Below are 14,596 nucleotides of genomic sequence, written 5' to 3'. Positions count from 1 at the left end.
CGCTCAGCGGCTCTCGGTCTCCACGGTCGGGCCGGGCTCGTCGCTTGGCTCGGCCGGGGCGTTGATATTTGGGTTGTCGCGCAGGAACGCGGTGACCTGGTCGTCCAGCGCCACCAGGAAAGCGCTGATACGATGACCGTTCGACCCCAGATCATGCAGGGCTCCGATGGAAGCGGAGCGCATATCGACCGATGACCGGCCGCCATTGCCCGATATGCGCAATACCGCCTCCTCCCGCCAGCCCATCAATGTGACAATGCGAGCATTGATGCGACCGGGCTCGCCACCCAGGCCGGGTTCACGCTTTTGCCGGATATCCCAGCCCTCCGCCTGAACCAGATGATCGACAATGGCGAAGAGTTGAAACGCATCGAGCGGATAGGTGCGCGTAGTCGCATTGGGGAAGAAGCGCTGCTGCTCCTGGCTGGTCAGTGTCCGCGGCGGCGGCATATTGGCGGTGTCGGGCTCGAAAATCAGCGGCAGCTCGCTGCGCGGCGCCGTGGCGATATCGGTGACAATGGGATAACGCAACGCCATGGCGCCGTAATAGGCGAAGGGGGCAAGACAGAGGAGCCCCAGAAAGAGCCCGGTCAGAGCCTTCCACCAGCCCTGATCACCGGTGTGCCACAACCGTACCAGCGCGACGCAGCCGGCCAGCACGGCCAAAGCAGCGATGAAGCAGGCAAACAGCGCCACCACCAGAAAGGCATTGGAATCGAGGTAGCGCGCGCGGTGCATGAACACCGGAATGATGGTGAGCGGCACAGCCAGACTGCCCAGCCGCCGCGCCAGCACCGCCCATTTCGAGGTTCTGATGAGAATGCGCACCGACGCTTAGAACTCCTGTACCAGGCACGACCATAAGGCCAAGGTGTTTCTCTTGTTTGAAGACAAGCGCATTGCCCAACACTCCCCTGCCCGCAGGTATTACCCGAAGCCAGGGATCGGCGCAAAAGGCCGCTGAAAGGGCGCGTGCGGACGGCGCATAAATGCGCTAAAAGCGCAATTACACATAGCGCAGTTGAGACAATGAAGAGCCTACTGCAGGGACTCGGCATATTCTGGACCTTGGTCCTGCTGGCAATTCATGCCGACATTGTTCCCGCGGCCACGCCCATCGTACCGGTTGCGACAAGTGGGCAAACGCAGCTGCACGGCAGCGTTGTTACGCACCATGCCGCGCAAGCCATGCCGGTAGCAGTGGCGGAACGGGCACAGCACCAATCGCCGCTCGTGCTGCCAACGGACTGCAAAACCCGCACCCGCCATAAACTCCACGCCATCGAGAGTACTAGAGGTGCGGTGGTAGCCTTGGACCGTCCGGTGCTCGGCTTCTGGGCCTGCGGACCACCGAGTGCGGCCTGACTGCCGGCAACGCCGGCACAACCAAATCCCTCATCCATAATCGAACGACCGCGCGCCAAGCGCCGCGGCGTCTCATGTCCTGTGGCTTTGAAATGAACGATATCGAACCAACGCCTGTCGCACGCTCGACGACGGCCGCGCTTCTGCATGCCATGCCGGCTATTTTGCTGATTCTGGGCTATCTCTGGCTGGCCGCGATCGGCCTGGCCTGGGTCTTGTCCCAAACACTGTTCGGGGGAGCGCTTTGGGCTCTCGTTGTGTGCCTGCTGGTGTTTTGCGGCGCCGCGCTGCTGATCACCATCAGGTTTGTTCCGCGGGCACTCGCCGCCGAACGTTATCCGGACTGAGACTTGTGGGGCGGGCTCCAATCCCGCCCCTTTTAATCAGGGGTAGAGCCTAGCGCTCGACCAGGCCGCGCCTGGCAGGTCACGGGTGAAACGCACCCGGTCATGCAAGCGGAACTCGCCATCCTTCCAGAATTCGATGCTGGTAGGCACGAGGCGATAGCCCGACCAATGCGGCGGACGCGGCATGTCTCCTTCGCCGATCATGGCGGTGAGCGCGGCCACTTCATCCATCATCTGCTGACGGCTCGCCAAGGGGCGCGACTGCTTCGACGTTGCCGAGGCGATGCGGCTGCCCCTGGCACGCGAGGCGAAATATTCGTCGGCCTCAGCACTGGTCACCGGCTCCACCGGCCCCCGCATGCGGACCTGTCGCCTCAGGCTCTTCCAATGCATAACCATGGCCGCCTGGGGGTTGGCCGACAATTGCTCGCCCTTGGTGCTTTCGAAATTGGTGAAAAAGCAGAAGCCCCTCGCATCGCGGCGATTGAGCAGCACCATGCGCACATCGGGCAGGCCCGAAGCGTCGGCTGTCGCCAGAGCCATGGCATGGGGATCATTGGGCTCGCTCTCCTGAGCCAGTGCGTACCATTCCTCAAAGATGGCGAAAGGGTCGAGATCGGAGCGGTCGCTATCGTCAAAGAGGCGTTCGGTGAGGGTCTGCAACATAGCAATATTTCCTGCGCACTGCCCGTGCCGCAACTGGACAAGGGCCGGGGGCGTGGCCATATAGGACTTCAAATACGGGGCGAACAATGCTCCAGATCAAAGATTGGACCCAATGCGCGATCCTTACACCGTACTTGGGGTGTCGCGGTCCGCAAGCGAAAAGGACATCAAGTCCGCCTATCGCAAGCTGGCCAAGAAATACCACCCCGACCAAAATCCCGATGACCCCACGGCGCATGCAAAATTCGCCGAGGCAACCCATGCCTATGACCTGCTGAACGACAAGGAAAAGCGGGGCCAGTTCGACCGCGGAGAAATCGACGCGGAAGGCAATCCGCGCTTCGCCGGGTTCGGCAATGGCGGATTTGGCGGCGGTCGCGGTGGTCCACGCCCCGGCGCGGGTGCCGGCGGCTTCTCGGCCGAGGACATTCTCAAGGAATTCATGAGCGGCTTTGGCGGCCAGCCACGTGGCGGCACTGCGGGACGGGGTCCGGCTGGCGGCGCACAATGGGATCCTTTTGCCGGTACGACGGCTGGCGGTGGCGCCCGCATGGGCAAGGGCGAAGACATCGTGGTCAACGTCACCATTTCCCTGGAAGACGCCCACAAAGCCGCTTCGGTGCCGGTGCGGATGCCTTCGGGCAAGGTGTTGTCGGTCAAGCTGCCCGAAAAGGTCGAGGAGGGTCAGCAAATCCGCCTCAAGGGCCAGGGCTCACCCAGCCCCTATGGGGAGCCGGGCGACGCGCTGGTGACTGTGCGTTTTGAAAAGTCGAAGACCTTCCGCAAAGATGGGCACGATGTGCGTACCGATGTGCCGGTGACGCTTTATGAGGCGGTGCTAGGCGCCAAGGTACGTGTGCCGACGCTGGACGGTTCTGTGGAACTGACCTTGCCCCCGGGCATGGACACCTCCAAGGCGTTCCGCCTCAAGGGCAAGGGCCTTTATGGCGATGGCGATCTCTATGTAAACATCCGCGTGGTGCTGCCGCCTGGCGGCGATGCGGACCTGGAGGCGCTGGCGCGTTTCATGCGGGACCAGAAGCCATACAAGGTGCGGGACTAGAGCTTCTTATTTCGTCGCGCTTCTGAAGCGCAAAACCGTTGCCACTTTCGCTGGAGGCGCTCTAGGTTCGAGGCGCCGCTGCGCGCCTGAGCCGATCGTTAATGGCTTCGCCCAGCCCGGTCTGGGGAATGGGCGCGACGGCGATGACTTTAGCGCCCATGGCATCGAGCTCGTGCAGCATGGAAAAGAGATTGCGGGCGGCCTCGTGCAGGTCGCCACTTTCCGACAGATTGCGTATCAGGCTGTTGTGCGGCGCCAATTTGCCGAAGGCCAGATAGGCCTCGCCCGGCATGGGCGTAGTATCGAGCCGCATATTGGCATTGGGCGCATAATGGCTCAGCAGCATTCCGGGCGCCGAAATGGCCGCGCCCTGTTTGACCTGCTCAAGCGGCCGGCCCATGGTCTCGGCGATGGTCTCGCGCGCAAGTGCGCCGGCGCGCAACTGGATCAACCGCTCTCCGTCGACCGCGACAATGGTGGATTCCACTCCCGACTTGCAGGGGCCGCCATCAAGCACGGGAACACGGCCGGCAAAGCCCCTGCGAACCTGCTCCGCGGTGGTGGGAGACAGCTTGCCGGAGGGGTTGGCCGAGGGCGCGGCCAGAGGACGGTCTGCGGCTCGCAGCAATTGCAGTGCCAGGGGATGGTCGGGCACGCGAAGGGCCACGGTGTCGAGCCCCGCCGTCGCGATGTCGGCCAGGCCATGACCGGGCCGCAGCGGCAGGACGATGCTGAGAGGACCCGGCCAGAAGGCTTCCGCCAATTTGCGCGCCAGTGGCGAGAAGATGGCCAGGCGCTCGGCCATGGCCAGATCGGCGCAATGGACAATCAGCGGATTAAAGCGCGGGCGGCCCTTGGTTTCATAGATGGACAGGACCGCATCGGCATTGGTCGCATCGGCACCCAGGCCATAGACCGTTTCGGTTGGAAAGGCGCAAAGCTTGCCCGCGCGCAACAGCGCGGCGGCCTCTTCAACCGTGGTGCGGAACGGATCGGACATGGGCGCTGTTTGACAATAGGCCATGCCCACGTCAAGACGAGATGACTATAGGCGCATCGCAAATACGAACACCGCGCGATGCTTTGCGGAGAACAAGGTGACGACGCTTCTGGTCAGCCAGCCCAATTTCGCCGATCACCAGACGCCCAAAGGGCATCCGGAGCGGGCCGATCGCATTCGGGTGGTCGAAGACGTATTGGCCGGACCGCAATTTGCTGCCCTGAAGCGCCGCAACGCCCCTTTTGGCGATCTGATGCTGGCCGAGCTGGTGCATGACGGAGCCTATCTGGCGCGATTGCGCGATGCCAGGCCGGCCGAAGGCATCGGCCAGATCGACGCCGATACCTTCATCTCTCATGGCTCGATGGACGCGGCCGCAACCGGGCTCGGTGGCGCCCTGGCGGGACTGGAGGCTGTGCTGCTGGGCGAGGTGGACAATGCCTTTTGCGCCATCAGGCCGCCGGGGCACCATGCCGAAATCGCCACGCCCATGGGGTTCTGCCTGATCAACACCATTGCCATCGTGGCGCGGGAGGCGCAGCGGAAATATGGGGCCGAGCGTGTCGCCATTGTCGATTTCGATGTGCATCACGGCAATGGCACGCAGGACATATTCAAGGACGATCCGAGCGTTTTCTACGCCTCGAGCCACCAGATGCCGCTCTATCCCGGCACCGGCCGGCCGGATGAGACCGGCATGGGCAATATCGTCAACGCCGCGCTCCCGGCCCATTCGGGCGGCGAGGCCATGCGGGCGGCCTATAGGGATATCATCCTGCCAGCGCTGGATAATTTTGCGCCCGATCTGCTGCTGATCTCGGCCGGTTTTGATGCGCATATCCGCGACCCGCTGGCACAGCTCGAATGGGTGGACGACGATTTCCACTGGGTTACGGGCAAGTTGATGGACATTGCCGAAAAGCGTTGCGCCAATCGCATTGTGTCGCTGCTCGAAGGTGGCTATGACCTCAAGGGGCTCGCCGGGGGTGTGCGCCAGCATGTGGCGACGCTCCAGGGGTAGCTTGATGAACAGATTCTGAACGAGCGGGGCACAGATGGCCGAAACTGCACATGACGATGTGAAATCGCTGAGCTTCGAGGCAGCGCTGGAGCAGCTCGAACAGATCGTGGCCAAGCTGGAAAGCGGCAAGGCGCCCCTGGCCGAGTCCATCGCCATCTACGAGCGCGGCGAAGCGCTCAAGGCGCATTGCGAAACCCTGCTCAAGACGGCCGAAGCGCGGATCGAGAAGATCACGCTCAACCGCGAAGGCAAGGCAGTCGGTACCGAGCCTCTGGACGCGGGCTGAGGCATTGAAGATACCCCCACCCGGCCTCAGCGCGCCAGTGGGTGACGGCGCGACTTGCCTCGAATGGACAATGAATTGACGACGAACAATACCCTTCGCAATTTTCGCATCGTGCTATGGGTGCTGGTGGCCGTGGCGGCCATAGGGGCGACGGCACTTTACGTGTTCCGCCCACCGCAGCGGCCCCTGGGCGTAACGGGGCAGGATTTCGCGCTGACCTCAACCCAGGGCGGTACGTTTACGCAGAACGACCTGCGCGGCACGCCGAGCCTGGTGTTTTTCGGCTATACGTTCTGCCCCGATGTCTGCCCGACGACATTGGCAGAAACGACGGCCTGGCGGGCGCAACTGGGCCTGAGCCCCGAGCAGTTGCGGATCGTTTTCGTCACGGTCGACCCCGAGCGGGACACGCCTGATATGGTCAAGGCCTATGTCGAAGGCTTCGATCCCAGTGTCATCGGACTGGTCGGCTCGCTCGAAGAGACCGAGAAGGCCAAGGCCGCCTTCGGCGTCTTTTCCGAAAAAGCGGGGGACGTCGATAGCGAGTTCTATCTGGTCAATCACACGGCTTTGACCTTCCTGATCGGCGGCGATGGCAGCTTTGAAGGCACCATTGCCTATGAAGAAGCAAGTGATAGCGCGCGCGCCAAGATCGAAAAGCTGGTCAAGGGGTGAGCCGTATCCGGCTCGACCTGGCGCTGGAGCAACGCGGGCTTATGCCCAGCCGGGCCCGGGCGCGCGACGCCATTTTGCGCGGCACGGTTTCGGTCAACGGTGCAGCGGCAAAGAAACCCAACCAGATGGTTGGTGCCGACGACATATTGACGCTGGACGATCCGGCCGCGGGTTATGTGTCGCGCGCGGCCCTCAAGTTGATTGCGGGGCTGGAGGCCGGCGCTGTCGATCCCAAGGGGAAAATCTGCCTCGATATCGGGTCTTCTACCGGCGGATTTACCCAGGCCTTGCTGGAGCGTGGGGCAGCCAAAGTCTTTGCCGTGGATGTCGGGCACGAGCAATTGCATCCGAGCCTGCGCGAGGACGACCGTGTGGTGAGCCTCGAGGGGGTCAATGCCCGGGATCTGAATCGATCAACCATCCCCGACCCGGTGACGCTGCTTGTTTCGGATGTGAGCTTCGTGTCGCTGACCAAAGTGCTGGCTGCCCCATTGGGGCTGTGCGCGCCAGAAGCCGAGGCGGTGATCCTGTTCAAGCCGCAATTCGAGGTTGGACGGGAATTCGTGGGCAAAGGCGGGATCGTGACGGACGCCGAGGCAACCGAACGCGCCCTGGCCGATGTGATTGGCTTTGTTGAAAGCGCGGGCCTCAAGCTGCGGACAAAGGTGACATCGCCGATTGCCGGGGGGGACGGGAATGTCGAGACGGTGCTGGTCTTCAGTCGGCGTTAAGTTCGTAGCCACGCCTCAAATGGTCCGCCGGCGATTAGCGCCCAATAGAGCTTGCCCGAATTGGTGCGGGCGAAAGCCAGACCGAATTCGGTGAAGCGATTGGAGAGCAGGGTATTGCGGTGACCTTGCGAGGCGAGCCAGCCTTCTATGGTGGCCGGCAAGGTCTTATAGCCCTTGGCGACATTTTCCCCCACGGCCAGGAGGTAGCCGGCCTCGGTGACGCGCTGGCGCAGGGTGACGCCGAGGTCGTGACTCAGCTTGTCCTGCCGGGCCATCAACCGGGCCTGCGAGCGCGCCGCCGCTTCGAGCTGGGGATTGTAGCTCCAATTGCCGGCGCCGTTGGCGCGGCGTACAGCATTGATCGTGGATACGATCTGCTCGCGCGTCAGATCTTCGGGCCGATCCGAGACCTTGGCGGGCAGGGGCGGGATCGTGGAGGCGCAGGCCGAAAGGAGCGCAGCAGCGCCCAGTGCCAGAACGGTGCGGCGGGAATGGTTCGGCATGGGTCAGGCCTGATCGTATGCGCTCAGCAGGTTGGGGAGACAGGCCAGAAGGCCGGTGATCGGTTTTTCATCGGCCAGGTCCCAGCAGGCGGATAGCGCGGCGTGCGCCGCCGCCCAACCCAGCATGCGCTTGCGCGGATAATCGAGGCGCTGGCTGAGAATATCCGCCCGGGCAGCAATGCGGTGCGGGTCGGCCGCCATATTGCCGGCGCGAACCGGATTGATGAAGACATTGGCCACATCATAGGCGGGATCGCCCAACACGCCCTTGGGATCGATGGCCAACCAGCCGCGATCGGACGAGAGGATATTGTCGTGGTGCAGATCGCCATGCAGCGGAATTTGCGCGGTGGGACGATCGAAGAGTTTCAGGGCAATGCCTGCGGCGCGCGCATAAAGATCGCGCGCCGTGTGCGGCCAGGCCCGCACATCGGTGTCAAAGAGAGGCTGGAAGCGCTCCCGAAGCGGCCGCAGGTCGGGCAGGTCCCCTTCGCGCGGGCGGTGCAGGCTGGCAATGACAGACGCTATGGCGATTGTGCCCTCATCGTCGCGGCCAGCACGCACCGGATCGCCCAGCGTGCCGCCATCGAGCCATTCCATGAAAATGGTGTCGCCATGCATGTCGAACACCGTGGCCGCGCCGATGCCGCCATACCATTGCAGCAGGCGGGACCCCCTGCCCTCTTCTTCGGCGACGACGGGCTTCAAAATTTTCAGGGCCGCAAAATTGCGCCCATTCTGCTCTACCCGAAAAATCCAACTGCGCGGTGTTTCGGCCACCGGCGTGGACTTGGTTAGCGACCAACGGATCATGGCGCGGCTAAGCGCCGTTTCGACGGGAGACTGATTCACCATGGCGCCATTAGAGCAGAAGCGAGACGACGATTCGACGGGTTCCGTGCAGTTGGCGCGTAAAGATGGTGGGAGTGGGGCGAACGCTATTGGTATCGAACATTGGAAAGACCGACACCCCCACCCCAGTTGCGCTACGGTCCTCCGGACCTAGCTTCACTACCCTCCCCTCAAGGGGGAGGGTGGGATGAACACCAGCGTCGTGGTCCTGCAGCTCCCTCCCCTTGAGGGGGAGGGATGAGGGTGAGGCGGGGTCGCTGGCACGGCCATCAAGGGATCCGATAAGCGTCCTTGGCGGCCTGGTAGCTCAGGTGCTTGGCAATCTGTTCGGCGGTCGATTTGCTCAGGCGATGCTCGGCGACCCAATTGGCCAGGAAGCCGCTGACCTCGCGGCGCCAGACATCGTGACGGGCCGGAATGGAAAGCAAGGCGCGGGTGTCGTCATTGAAACCGGCGAGATTGTAGAAACCTGCGGTTTCGACCACCTGATCGAGATAGCGGCGGATGCCTTGCGGGCTATCGTGGAACCACCAGGGCGGACCGATCATCAAAGAGGGCCAATAGCCTGCCATGGGCGCCAGCTCGCGCGCATAGGTGGTTTCGTCGAGCACGAACATGATCAGCCGCAGATTGGGCTCATTGCCGCAACGAGAGAGCAGCGCCCGCATGCCGCCGACATAATCGGTGGGGCCCGGTATGTCGGCACCCAGATCGGCCCCGCGCTCCTCGAAAAGCAGCGGGTCGGTATTGCGGCGCGAGCCGGCATGGACCTGCATGACCATGCCGTCCTCTACCGAAAGCAATGCCATTTCCGTCAGCATCTGCGCGCGGAACAGCTCGGCGTCGGCGGCGTCATGCTTGCCGGCCAAGACCTTGTCGAGCAGGGCCTGTTTGTCGGCCAGCGGCAGATCGGCCGTGTTGGCCGTTGGCACGCCGTGATCAGTGGCAACGGCGCCATATTTGCGGAAGACCTCGCGGCGCTTGCGGTGGGCGTCGATCAGCCCATCCCACTGGCTGACATCCTCGCCGGTCAGTTCGCCAAATTTATGCAAGTTCTCGACGATGGCGGCGCGGCTGGGATCGGTCACGTCGTCGGGACGATAGGTGGTGCGCACCTGCCCGATCAGGCCCTGATCGAGCATGGACTGGTGATGAGTCAGGGGATCGAGCGCGAATTCGGTCGTGGCGATGACCTCGACCTTGAAGCGCTCAAGAATGGCGCGTGGCAAAAGGTCGGGACTGGCCAGCCTCACGTCGATGGCATCGTAGATGCTGTCGGCCGTCGCGGCAGAAAGCTCCTCGGCCACACCGAAAACGGCATGGAGGGAATGATCGATCCAGGTCTTGGACGGTGTCCCGGCGAACACATGGTAATTTTCGGCAAAAAGCCGCCAGGCCTTTCGGCCATCGGTTTGGACCGGCGCGCCATCTTTGCGGGGTATGCCCAGGTCATCATAGGAGATACCCCGGCTCTTGAGCATGCGCAGAACGTAATGGTCCGGCGTGAGAAAAAGCGCCGTCGGACTGACGAAGCGGCCGTTTTGAGCGAACCAGGCCGGATCGGTGTGCCCGTGGGGACTGATCAGCGGCAATTGGCTCACCGCGCCATAAAGGTCGCGGGCTATTGCCCGGGCCGGCTCGGAAGCGGGGAACAAACGATCAGGGTGGAGATGGCTTGGCTGAGTCATGCCGCGGTTGTGCCACGTTCGCGGCAGTGTTTCAATATCTTCCATACAAGATGCACATGGTTCGCCTTTGAGGCAAATTAACCGCAATTGCAGGTGACGCTTTTCCGCCGGAGGCCTTGGCGTATCCTCCTGGCTGAAGAGGGTGAGAAACAGCCCATCAAGGCGGCTGCCCAGGCAAGCGAACCGCGTTGGACCAACGCGTGACCCGGAGGGCGGAGCCATGGCACATATCGATTTGCACAATGGCGGCACGGATCTGACGCGCTTGCGGCGCGCCATGCGCGAGGGTGCGCATGCCCGGCGGACACGGAGAATGCTGGCTTTTGCGGGGCTTGGCGCCTTCGGCATGATCGCGGTAGCCGCAGCATTGCTCGGCATTCTCTAGATCATTTCGCCGTTTCGTTGAAACGCTGAAATATCAGGCCATGGCGGCGACAGCGCCGCGGGCCTGCCGACGCTGGCCGAAGAGGCGCAGCAAGTGGGTGACATCAGCGGCAGGCATTGGCCGCGCAAATAGATATCCCTGCCCCATCAGGCATCCATATTGACGCAGCATGGCGACCTGATCGCTGGTTTCGATCCCCTCGGCAATGACCCGCATATTGAGCTGACGCGCTATATCGAGAATGGCATTGGTTACCACGCCGCTGGGTTCATCCACACCCAGCTTGGCCACGAAGGAACGGTCGATCTTGATGATATCGACCGGAAAGCTCAGCAGATGCGTGAGGGAGGCATAGCCGGTTCCAAAATCGTCGAGGGCCACCAGCAGTCCCTGCTCGCGAAGCGCCTCGACAGCATGGGGCACGGTCTGGTCGCTGCCGCCCATGAACACGGTCTCGTTCACCTCCAGCACGACATGGCTGAGCGAAACGTCCTCGGCCGCGAAAATGTTCTCGATCCGCTCGGTCAGATCGCCGCGCTGAAAGTCGCTTGTGGCCACGTTGATGCCAACATGCTGGAACGGTATGCCGGCCTCCAGCCAGCCGCGAATGTCCCGGGCGACCCGCTCGAGCATTTGCCCGGTCAATTGATAGGCGATGCGCGGGTCATCAAGACCGGCCTGAAAAGCGCCCGCCGAAACCACGGTTCCATCGGGCCTGACAAGCCGCGCCAGCGCCTCAACGCCAACGACCTCGGCCGTGTCGAGCCGGACAATGGGCTGATAATGGGGAATGAGCCGCCCCTCGGACATAGCCGCGCTCAGTTGGCGGACAGTGGCGATGCGTTCGACCATTGCGATCCGCAGGTCGGGCCTGAACCCGACATAACCGCCGCGATGGGTCTGTTTGGCCTGGTAGAGGGCAAAGTCGGCATTCTGGCACAAGGTGTCGGAATCGATGCCGTCGACGCCGAACAAGGCTCCGCCCAGGGTCACGTGGGCGTCAACGCTCTGATCGCCAAACGACACCATGCCGGACACGGCGGTCAGCACGCGCGTGGCGGCGGTCTGCAACTCGGGGTGCCCGGCGCAATCGGCAACCAGCAGGGCGATTTCGTCGCCCCCCAGCCGGCAGGCCAGAATATCCGGGCCGCAGGTTCCAAGGCGGGTCGCAATCTCGCGGATGAGGGTGTCGCCCGCTGCATGACCGATGCTGTCATTGACGAGTTTGAGGTGATCGATATCGAGCAGCAGCAGCCCGAACGGGTGACCAAGCAGGATACGTTCGGCCAGGGCCGCGTTGAAATGGCCGCGATTTGGCAGACCGGTCAAAGCATCGAAATAGGCCAGAAGATGATTTTTCGCGCGGACACGCTCATGCTCGATGGCCAGGGCGCAAAGATGCAGGCATGTCGCAACCAATTGCCGTTCGAGCTCGGACGGTCCTCTTTTGGTTTTGTAGTAGAATGCGAATGTGCCGACGACCCCGCCGTCATTGCTCAGGATGGGGCTGGACCAGCAGGCGTGCAATCCGAGCGGCAGGGCCAGGGCCTTGAAATCGGCCCAGAGCGGGTCGGTTTCGATATCGGTGACCATAACGGGTTCGCGCCGCCAGGCGGCAGTGCCGCAGGAGCCCGATTTCGGGCCGACGACCACGCCGTCAATGGCGTCGGAATAGCTCTGAGGCAGGCTGGGCGCGGCCAGGGGCCGGATGCAGCCATGCTCGATCAGCAGAATGGAGCAGACGGTTTCGGGTACGAACTTTTCGACCCAGCGGCACAGAATGGCACCAACCTCGGCCAGCTCTTCTCCGCGCGCTACGGCTTCCAAGACTTCCGTTTGTACGCGAAGCAATAATTCGGTATCGCTCGCCAAATTCCTGCCCCTGAAACTGTTGATCTCAGCCTAAACCCTTTCCGTAAATGGAGTGTTCGCGCATCAGATCATCTTGAATCAATTGCGCGCCAGCCGCGCCTTGGCGGCAGAGATTGATGCAGAAATATTGATCATGAGTGAAAGGCGGCGGCGGATCGCATCTGCGGCCATGCAGGGACGCATCACGTCGGGACCTGGCGCGGGCGATGTGAAACGCAGAACGCTGCGGTTTTCGGGCTGACCGGACAGCCGATTTCACGGGGGAGAACGAGTGGTGCCCAGAGCCGGAATCGAACCAGCGACACGCGGATTTTCAATAGCACCAGAAACCTGGGCCGCCCGTTTCATCGCGTTGTAGACTGAGCGAATACCCTATCGACGCCAAGAAGATGGATATTCCAACCTGTTTCGTCACCTGGCAATCTCGTGCATCCAAGCGCGCACCACTCGGCGCCCAGTCGGCACCCAGCGAGCCAAGACCACAGGTCGAGGGGCATCGCAGTCTCTTCCCGCGCAACTGTGCGCGTGGTCCCCTATTCCGCTCCAAACCATACCCTGACGCGCGGATATTGGGTGTCTTACGATACCCTTATGAAACAGACGCTTACCACTAAATCGATTGACGCGCTCAAGCCCGCGGAAGGCAAGCGGTATGAGGTCCGGGACATCAAAACTCCCGGCCTACAACTCCGAGTTTCGAACACCGGTGCCAAGATTTTTTGCTTGTCGATCCGTGTGGAAGGACAGCGCCGCCGAATTAGGATCGGTCCCTACCCCATCGTTTCACTGGCTGACGCCCGACGACGCGCTACTGAGATTGCCCGTGACATCGAACTCGGCATGTTTGGTCATGAGCAGACGCAGCAGGACGCAACCGCCCCAACGCTATCGGAAACCATATCCCTATTCATTGATCGCTATGCTAAGCCCAACACCAAGGACTGGAAGGGTTCGCGAAGCATCCTCGGCAAATTTGCGTCGCTCGGTGATACGCCCATCGACATGATCAGGCGCAAGGATGTCGTGGCGGTACTTGACGGCATTGTCGAGAGGGGCACGCCAACGCGGGCGAACCGGGCGCTAGCTGCGTTCAAGAAACTCATGAACTGGTGCATTGATCGCGGTGACATCGAAACGTCGCCTGTGGCGTCTCTGAGGCCGCCCACGCGGGAAGTCGCGCGGGATCGTGTGCTGGAAGGAGCCGAGATTGCCGCCCTATGGAAAGCGGCAGACGCCGAGGGCTTCCCCTTCGCTCATTTCGTCCACATGCTCATGTTGACGGGCCAGCGCCGCGGAGAGGTGGCTGCGATGCGATGGTCAGAGATCGATCTTGATGATGCGATATGGACGCTTCCCGCCCAGCGATCCAAGAACGGGCGGCTGCATATCGTGCCACTCACGGACGCGATGGTGGCAATCCTGAAGTCGCTTCCTCGCTTCATCGGCAGCGATTTCGTCTTCACCACGACTGGCGTCACACCGATTTCAGGGTTCGGGCGACTCAAGAAACGACTGGACGATGCGCTTCCGGAGGCTACCGAGGACTGGCGCTTCCACGACTTCAGGCGCACAGCCTCCACAGGTATGGCGAAGGTCGGGGTTCTCCCGCATGTGATCGACGCGGTAACCAACCACAAATCCGGTATCGTCTCCGGCGTCGCTGCAACGTATAACCGGTACAGCTACCTCGAAGAGAAGAGAGACGCCCTGGCGCGATGGGGAGAGACCGTCTCCACCTTGGTCAAGTCGAACGATGGCAAACTCGCAACTGCACAGCGCTGAATACTTCGTCGGGCCGAGAGACGCATTCCAAATCGTCGGAGAAGAGATCTTCGGCGATGCGTGGCGAACCGATTGCATCGATAAGCCCGCTGGAGATGACCACCGTGAAACGCTGAAGCTGCTCCGGCAAGTATTGAGGTCGGGAGTTGTCGCGGCCCATTGGGCGACGTTGGATGGTAGAAGCGACGGCGACCTTCGTCCACAGGACGCCGATCAAGAGTTCTTCCGCATTCAAATCAAAGATGACCTCGTGTTTCATCAGGGGGTCAACCAGCCGGTTCGATGTCGCATCCACGCCGAGCAGCTTAGGCGCTTCTTGCGCGGCCAAGAGATAATGCCCACGAAATTTTCACAGCTAGC

Annotated in this window: 16 protein-coding genes and 1 tRNA gene; 8 read left to right on the top strand and 9 right to left on the bottom strand. The window is 62.1% G+C overall.

From position 1 onward, the window contains the following. Positions 1 to 3: 3 nt before the first annotated feature. Complete coding sequence (locus V8Z65_RS03010) at positions 4 to 828, bottom strand: DUF1499 domain-containing protein (RefSeq protein ID WP_338722434.1); 825 nt, start codon at positions 826 to 828, stop codon at positions 4 to 6. Between the two features lie 629 nt (positions 829 to 1,457). Between V8Z65_RS03010 and V8Z65_RS03005 the strand changes: the two genes are divergently transcribed. Beyond that, positions 1,458 to 1,712 carry a hypothetical protein gene (locus tag V8Z65_RS03005; RefSeq protein WP_338722433.1) on the top strand — a complete coding sequence of 85 codons (255 nt, stop codon included), beginning with the start codon at positions 1,458 to 1,460 and terminating at the stop codon, positions 1,710 to 1,712. A 36-nt stretch (positions 1,713 to 1,748) separates the two neighbouring features. On the opposite strand, the gene pdxH is transcribed toward V8Z65_RS03005, so the two are convergent. Next, entirely contained in the window at positions 1,749 to 2,378 is a 630-nt protein-coding gene (gene pdxH / locus V8Z65_RS03000) for a pyridoxamine 5'-phosphate oxidase (RefSeq protein WP_338722432.1), read from the bottom strand. A 112-nt stretch (positions 2,379 to 2,490) separates the two neighbouring features. Between pdxH and V8Z65_RS02995 the strand changes: the two genes are divergently transcribed. Then, positions 2,491 to 3,441: a DnaJ C-terminal domain-containing protein gene (locus tag V8Z65_RS02995; RefSeq protein WP_338722431.1), complete on the top strand. Its 951-nt coding sequence runs from the start codon at positions 2,491 to 2,493 to the stop codon at positions 3,439 to 3,441. A 61-nt stretch (positions 3,442 to 3,502) separates the two neighbouring features. Here V8Z65_RS02995 and V8Z65_RS02990 read toward each other — a convergent pair whose 3' ends face one another. Further along, the gene (locus tag V8Z65_RS02990; protein WP_338722430.1) at positions 3,503 to 4,465 is read right to left on the bottom strand and encodes an L-threonylcarbamoyladenylate synthase; all 963 of its coding nucleotides are present in this window, start codon (positions 4,463 to 4,465) and stop codon (positions 3,503 to 3,505) included. Positions 4,466 to 4,538: 73 nt separating this feature from the next. On the opposite strand from V8Z65_RS02990, the gene V8Z65_RS02985 reads away from it, so the two are divergent. The 4 genes from V8Z65_RS02985 (at position 4,539) to V8Z65_RS02970 (ending at position 7,154) form a co-directional block, all read left to right on the top strand. Further along, positions 4,539 to 5,462 carry a histone deacetylase family protein gene (locus tag V8Z65_RS02985; RefSeq protein ID WP_338722429.1) on the top strand — a complete coding sequence of 308 codons (924 nt, stop codon included), beginning with the start codon at positions 4,539 to 4,541 and terminating at the stop codon, positions 5,460 to 5,462. Between the two features lie 34 nt (positions 5,463 to 5,496). Then, positions 5,497 to 5,748 (top strand): exodeoxyribonuclease VII small subunit, encoded by a 252-nt coding sequence (locus V8Z65_RS02980; RefSeq protein ID WP_338722427.1) that lies wholly within the window; start codon positions 5,497 to 5,499, stop codon positions 5,746 to 5,748. A gap of 75 nt (positions 5,749 to 5,823) precedes the next feature. Further along, positions 5,824 to 6,423: an SCO family protein gene (locus tag V8Z65_RS02975; RefSeq protein ID WP_338722426.1), complete on the top strand. Its 600-nt coding sequence runs from the start codon at positions 5,824 to 5,826 to the stop codon at positions 6,421 to 6,423. Next, positions 6,420 to 7,154, top strand: a complete 735-nt coding sequence (locus V8Z65_RS02970; RefSeq protein ID WP_338722425.1) for a TlyA family RNA methyltransferase — start codon at positions 6,420 to 6,422, stop codon at positions 7,152 to 7,154. The genes V8Z65_RS02975 and V8Z65_RS02970 overlap by 4 nt, the downstream gene beginning before the upstream one ends. Here V8Z65_RS02970 and V8Z65_RS02965 read toward each other — a convergent pair. The 3 genes from V8Z65_RS02965 to uxaC form a co-directional block, all read right to left on the bottom strand. Beyond that, complete coding sequence (locus tag V8Z65_RS02965) at positions 7,151 to 7,657, bottom strand: CAP domain-containing protein (protein ID WP_338722423.1); 507 nt, start codon at positions 7,655 to 7,657, stop codon at positions 7,151 to 7,153. The genes V8Z65_RS02970 and V8Z65_RS02965 overlap by 4 nt on opposite strands. 3 nt (positions 7,658 to 7,660) lie before the next feature. Continuing rightward, positions 7,661 to 8,512 (bottom strand): aminoglycoside phosphotransferase family protein, encoded by an 852-nt coding sequence (locus tag V8Z65_RS02960; RefSeq protein WP_338722422.1) that lies wholly within the window; start codon positions 8,510 to 8,512, stop codon positions 7,661 to 7,663. A gap of 266 nt (positions 8,513 to 8,778) precedes the next feature. After that, a complete protein-coding gene (gene uxaC, locus V8Z65_RS02955) occupies positions 8,779 to 10,197 on the bottom strand; it encodes a glucuronate isomerase (protein WP_338722420.1) in 1,419 nt (472 codons plus the stop codon). A 220-nt stretch (positions 10,198 to 10,417) separates the two neighbouring features. On the opposite strand from uxaC, the gene V8Z65_RS02950 reads away from it, so the two are divergent. Then, on the top strand, positions 10,418 to 10,582 hold the full coding sequence (locus V8Z65_RS02950) for a hypothetical protein (RefSeq protein WP_338722419.1): 165 nt from the start codon (positions 10,418 to 10,420) through the stop codon (positions 10,580 to 10,582). Between the two features lie 33 nt (positions 10,583 to 10,615). On the opposite strand, the gene V8Z65_RS02945 is transcribed toward V8Z65_RS02950, so the two are convergent. Together V8Z65_RS02945 and V8Z65_RS02940 are read right to left on the bottom strand one after the other, a co-directional pair. Beyond that, positions 10,616 to 12,454 (bottom strand): EAL domain-containing protein, encoded by a 1,839-nt coding sequence (locus V8Z65_RS02945; protein WP_338722418.1) that lies wholly within the window; start codon positions 12,452 to 12,454, stop codon positions 10,616 to 10,618. 272 nt (positions 12,455 to 12,726) lie between these two features. Continuing rightward, positions 12,727 to 12,790: transfer RNA gene (locus V8Z65_RS02940), tRNA-OTHER, on the bottom strand. A gap of 255 nt (positions 12,791 to 13,045) precedes the next feature. Here V8Z65_RS02940 and V8Z65_RS02935 point away from each other — a divergent pair. Beyond that, a complete protein-coding gene (locus tag V8Z65_RS02935; protein ID WP_338722417.1) occupies positions 13,046 to 14,236 on the top strand; it encodes a tyrosine-type recombinase/integrase in 1,191 nt (396 codons plus the stop codon). Here the strand turns inward: V8Z65_RS02935 and V8Z65_RS02930 are convergent. Then, complete coding sequence (locus tag V8Z65_RS02930) at positions 14,196 to 14,564, bottom strand: hypothetical protein (RefSeq protein WP_338722415.1); 369 nt, start codon at positions 14,562 to 14,564, stop codon at positions 14,196 to 14,198. The two genes, V8Z65_RS02935 and V8Z65_RS02930, sit on opposite strands and share 41 nt — an antisense overlap. Between the last annotated feature and the right edge of the window lie 32 nt (positions 14,565 to 14,596).

Source organism: Devosia sp. XK-2 (assembly GCF_037113415.1).
Taxonomy (GTDB): domain Bacteria; phylum Pseudomonadota; class Alphaproteobacteria; order Rhizobiales; family Devosiaceae; genus Devosia.
Note: the sequence above shows the minus strand (reverse complement) of the source record. Positions and strands in the feature narration are given on the sequence as shown.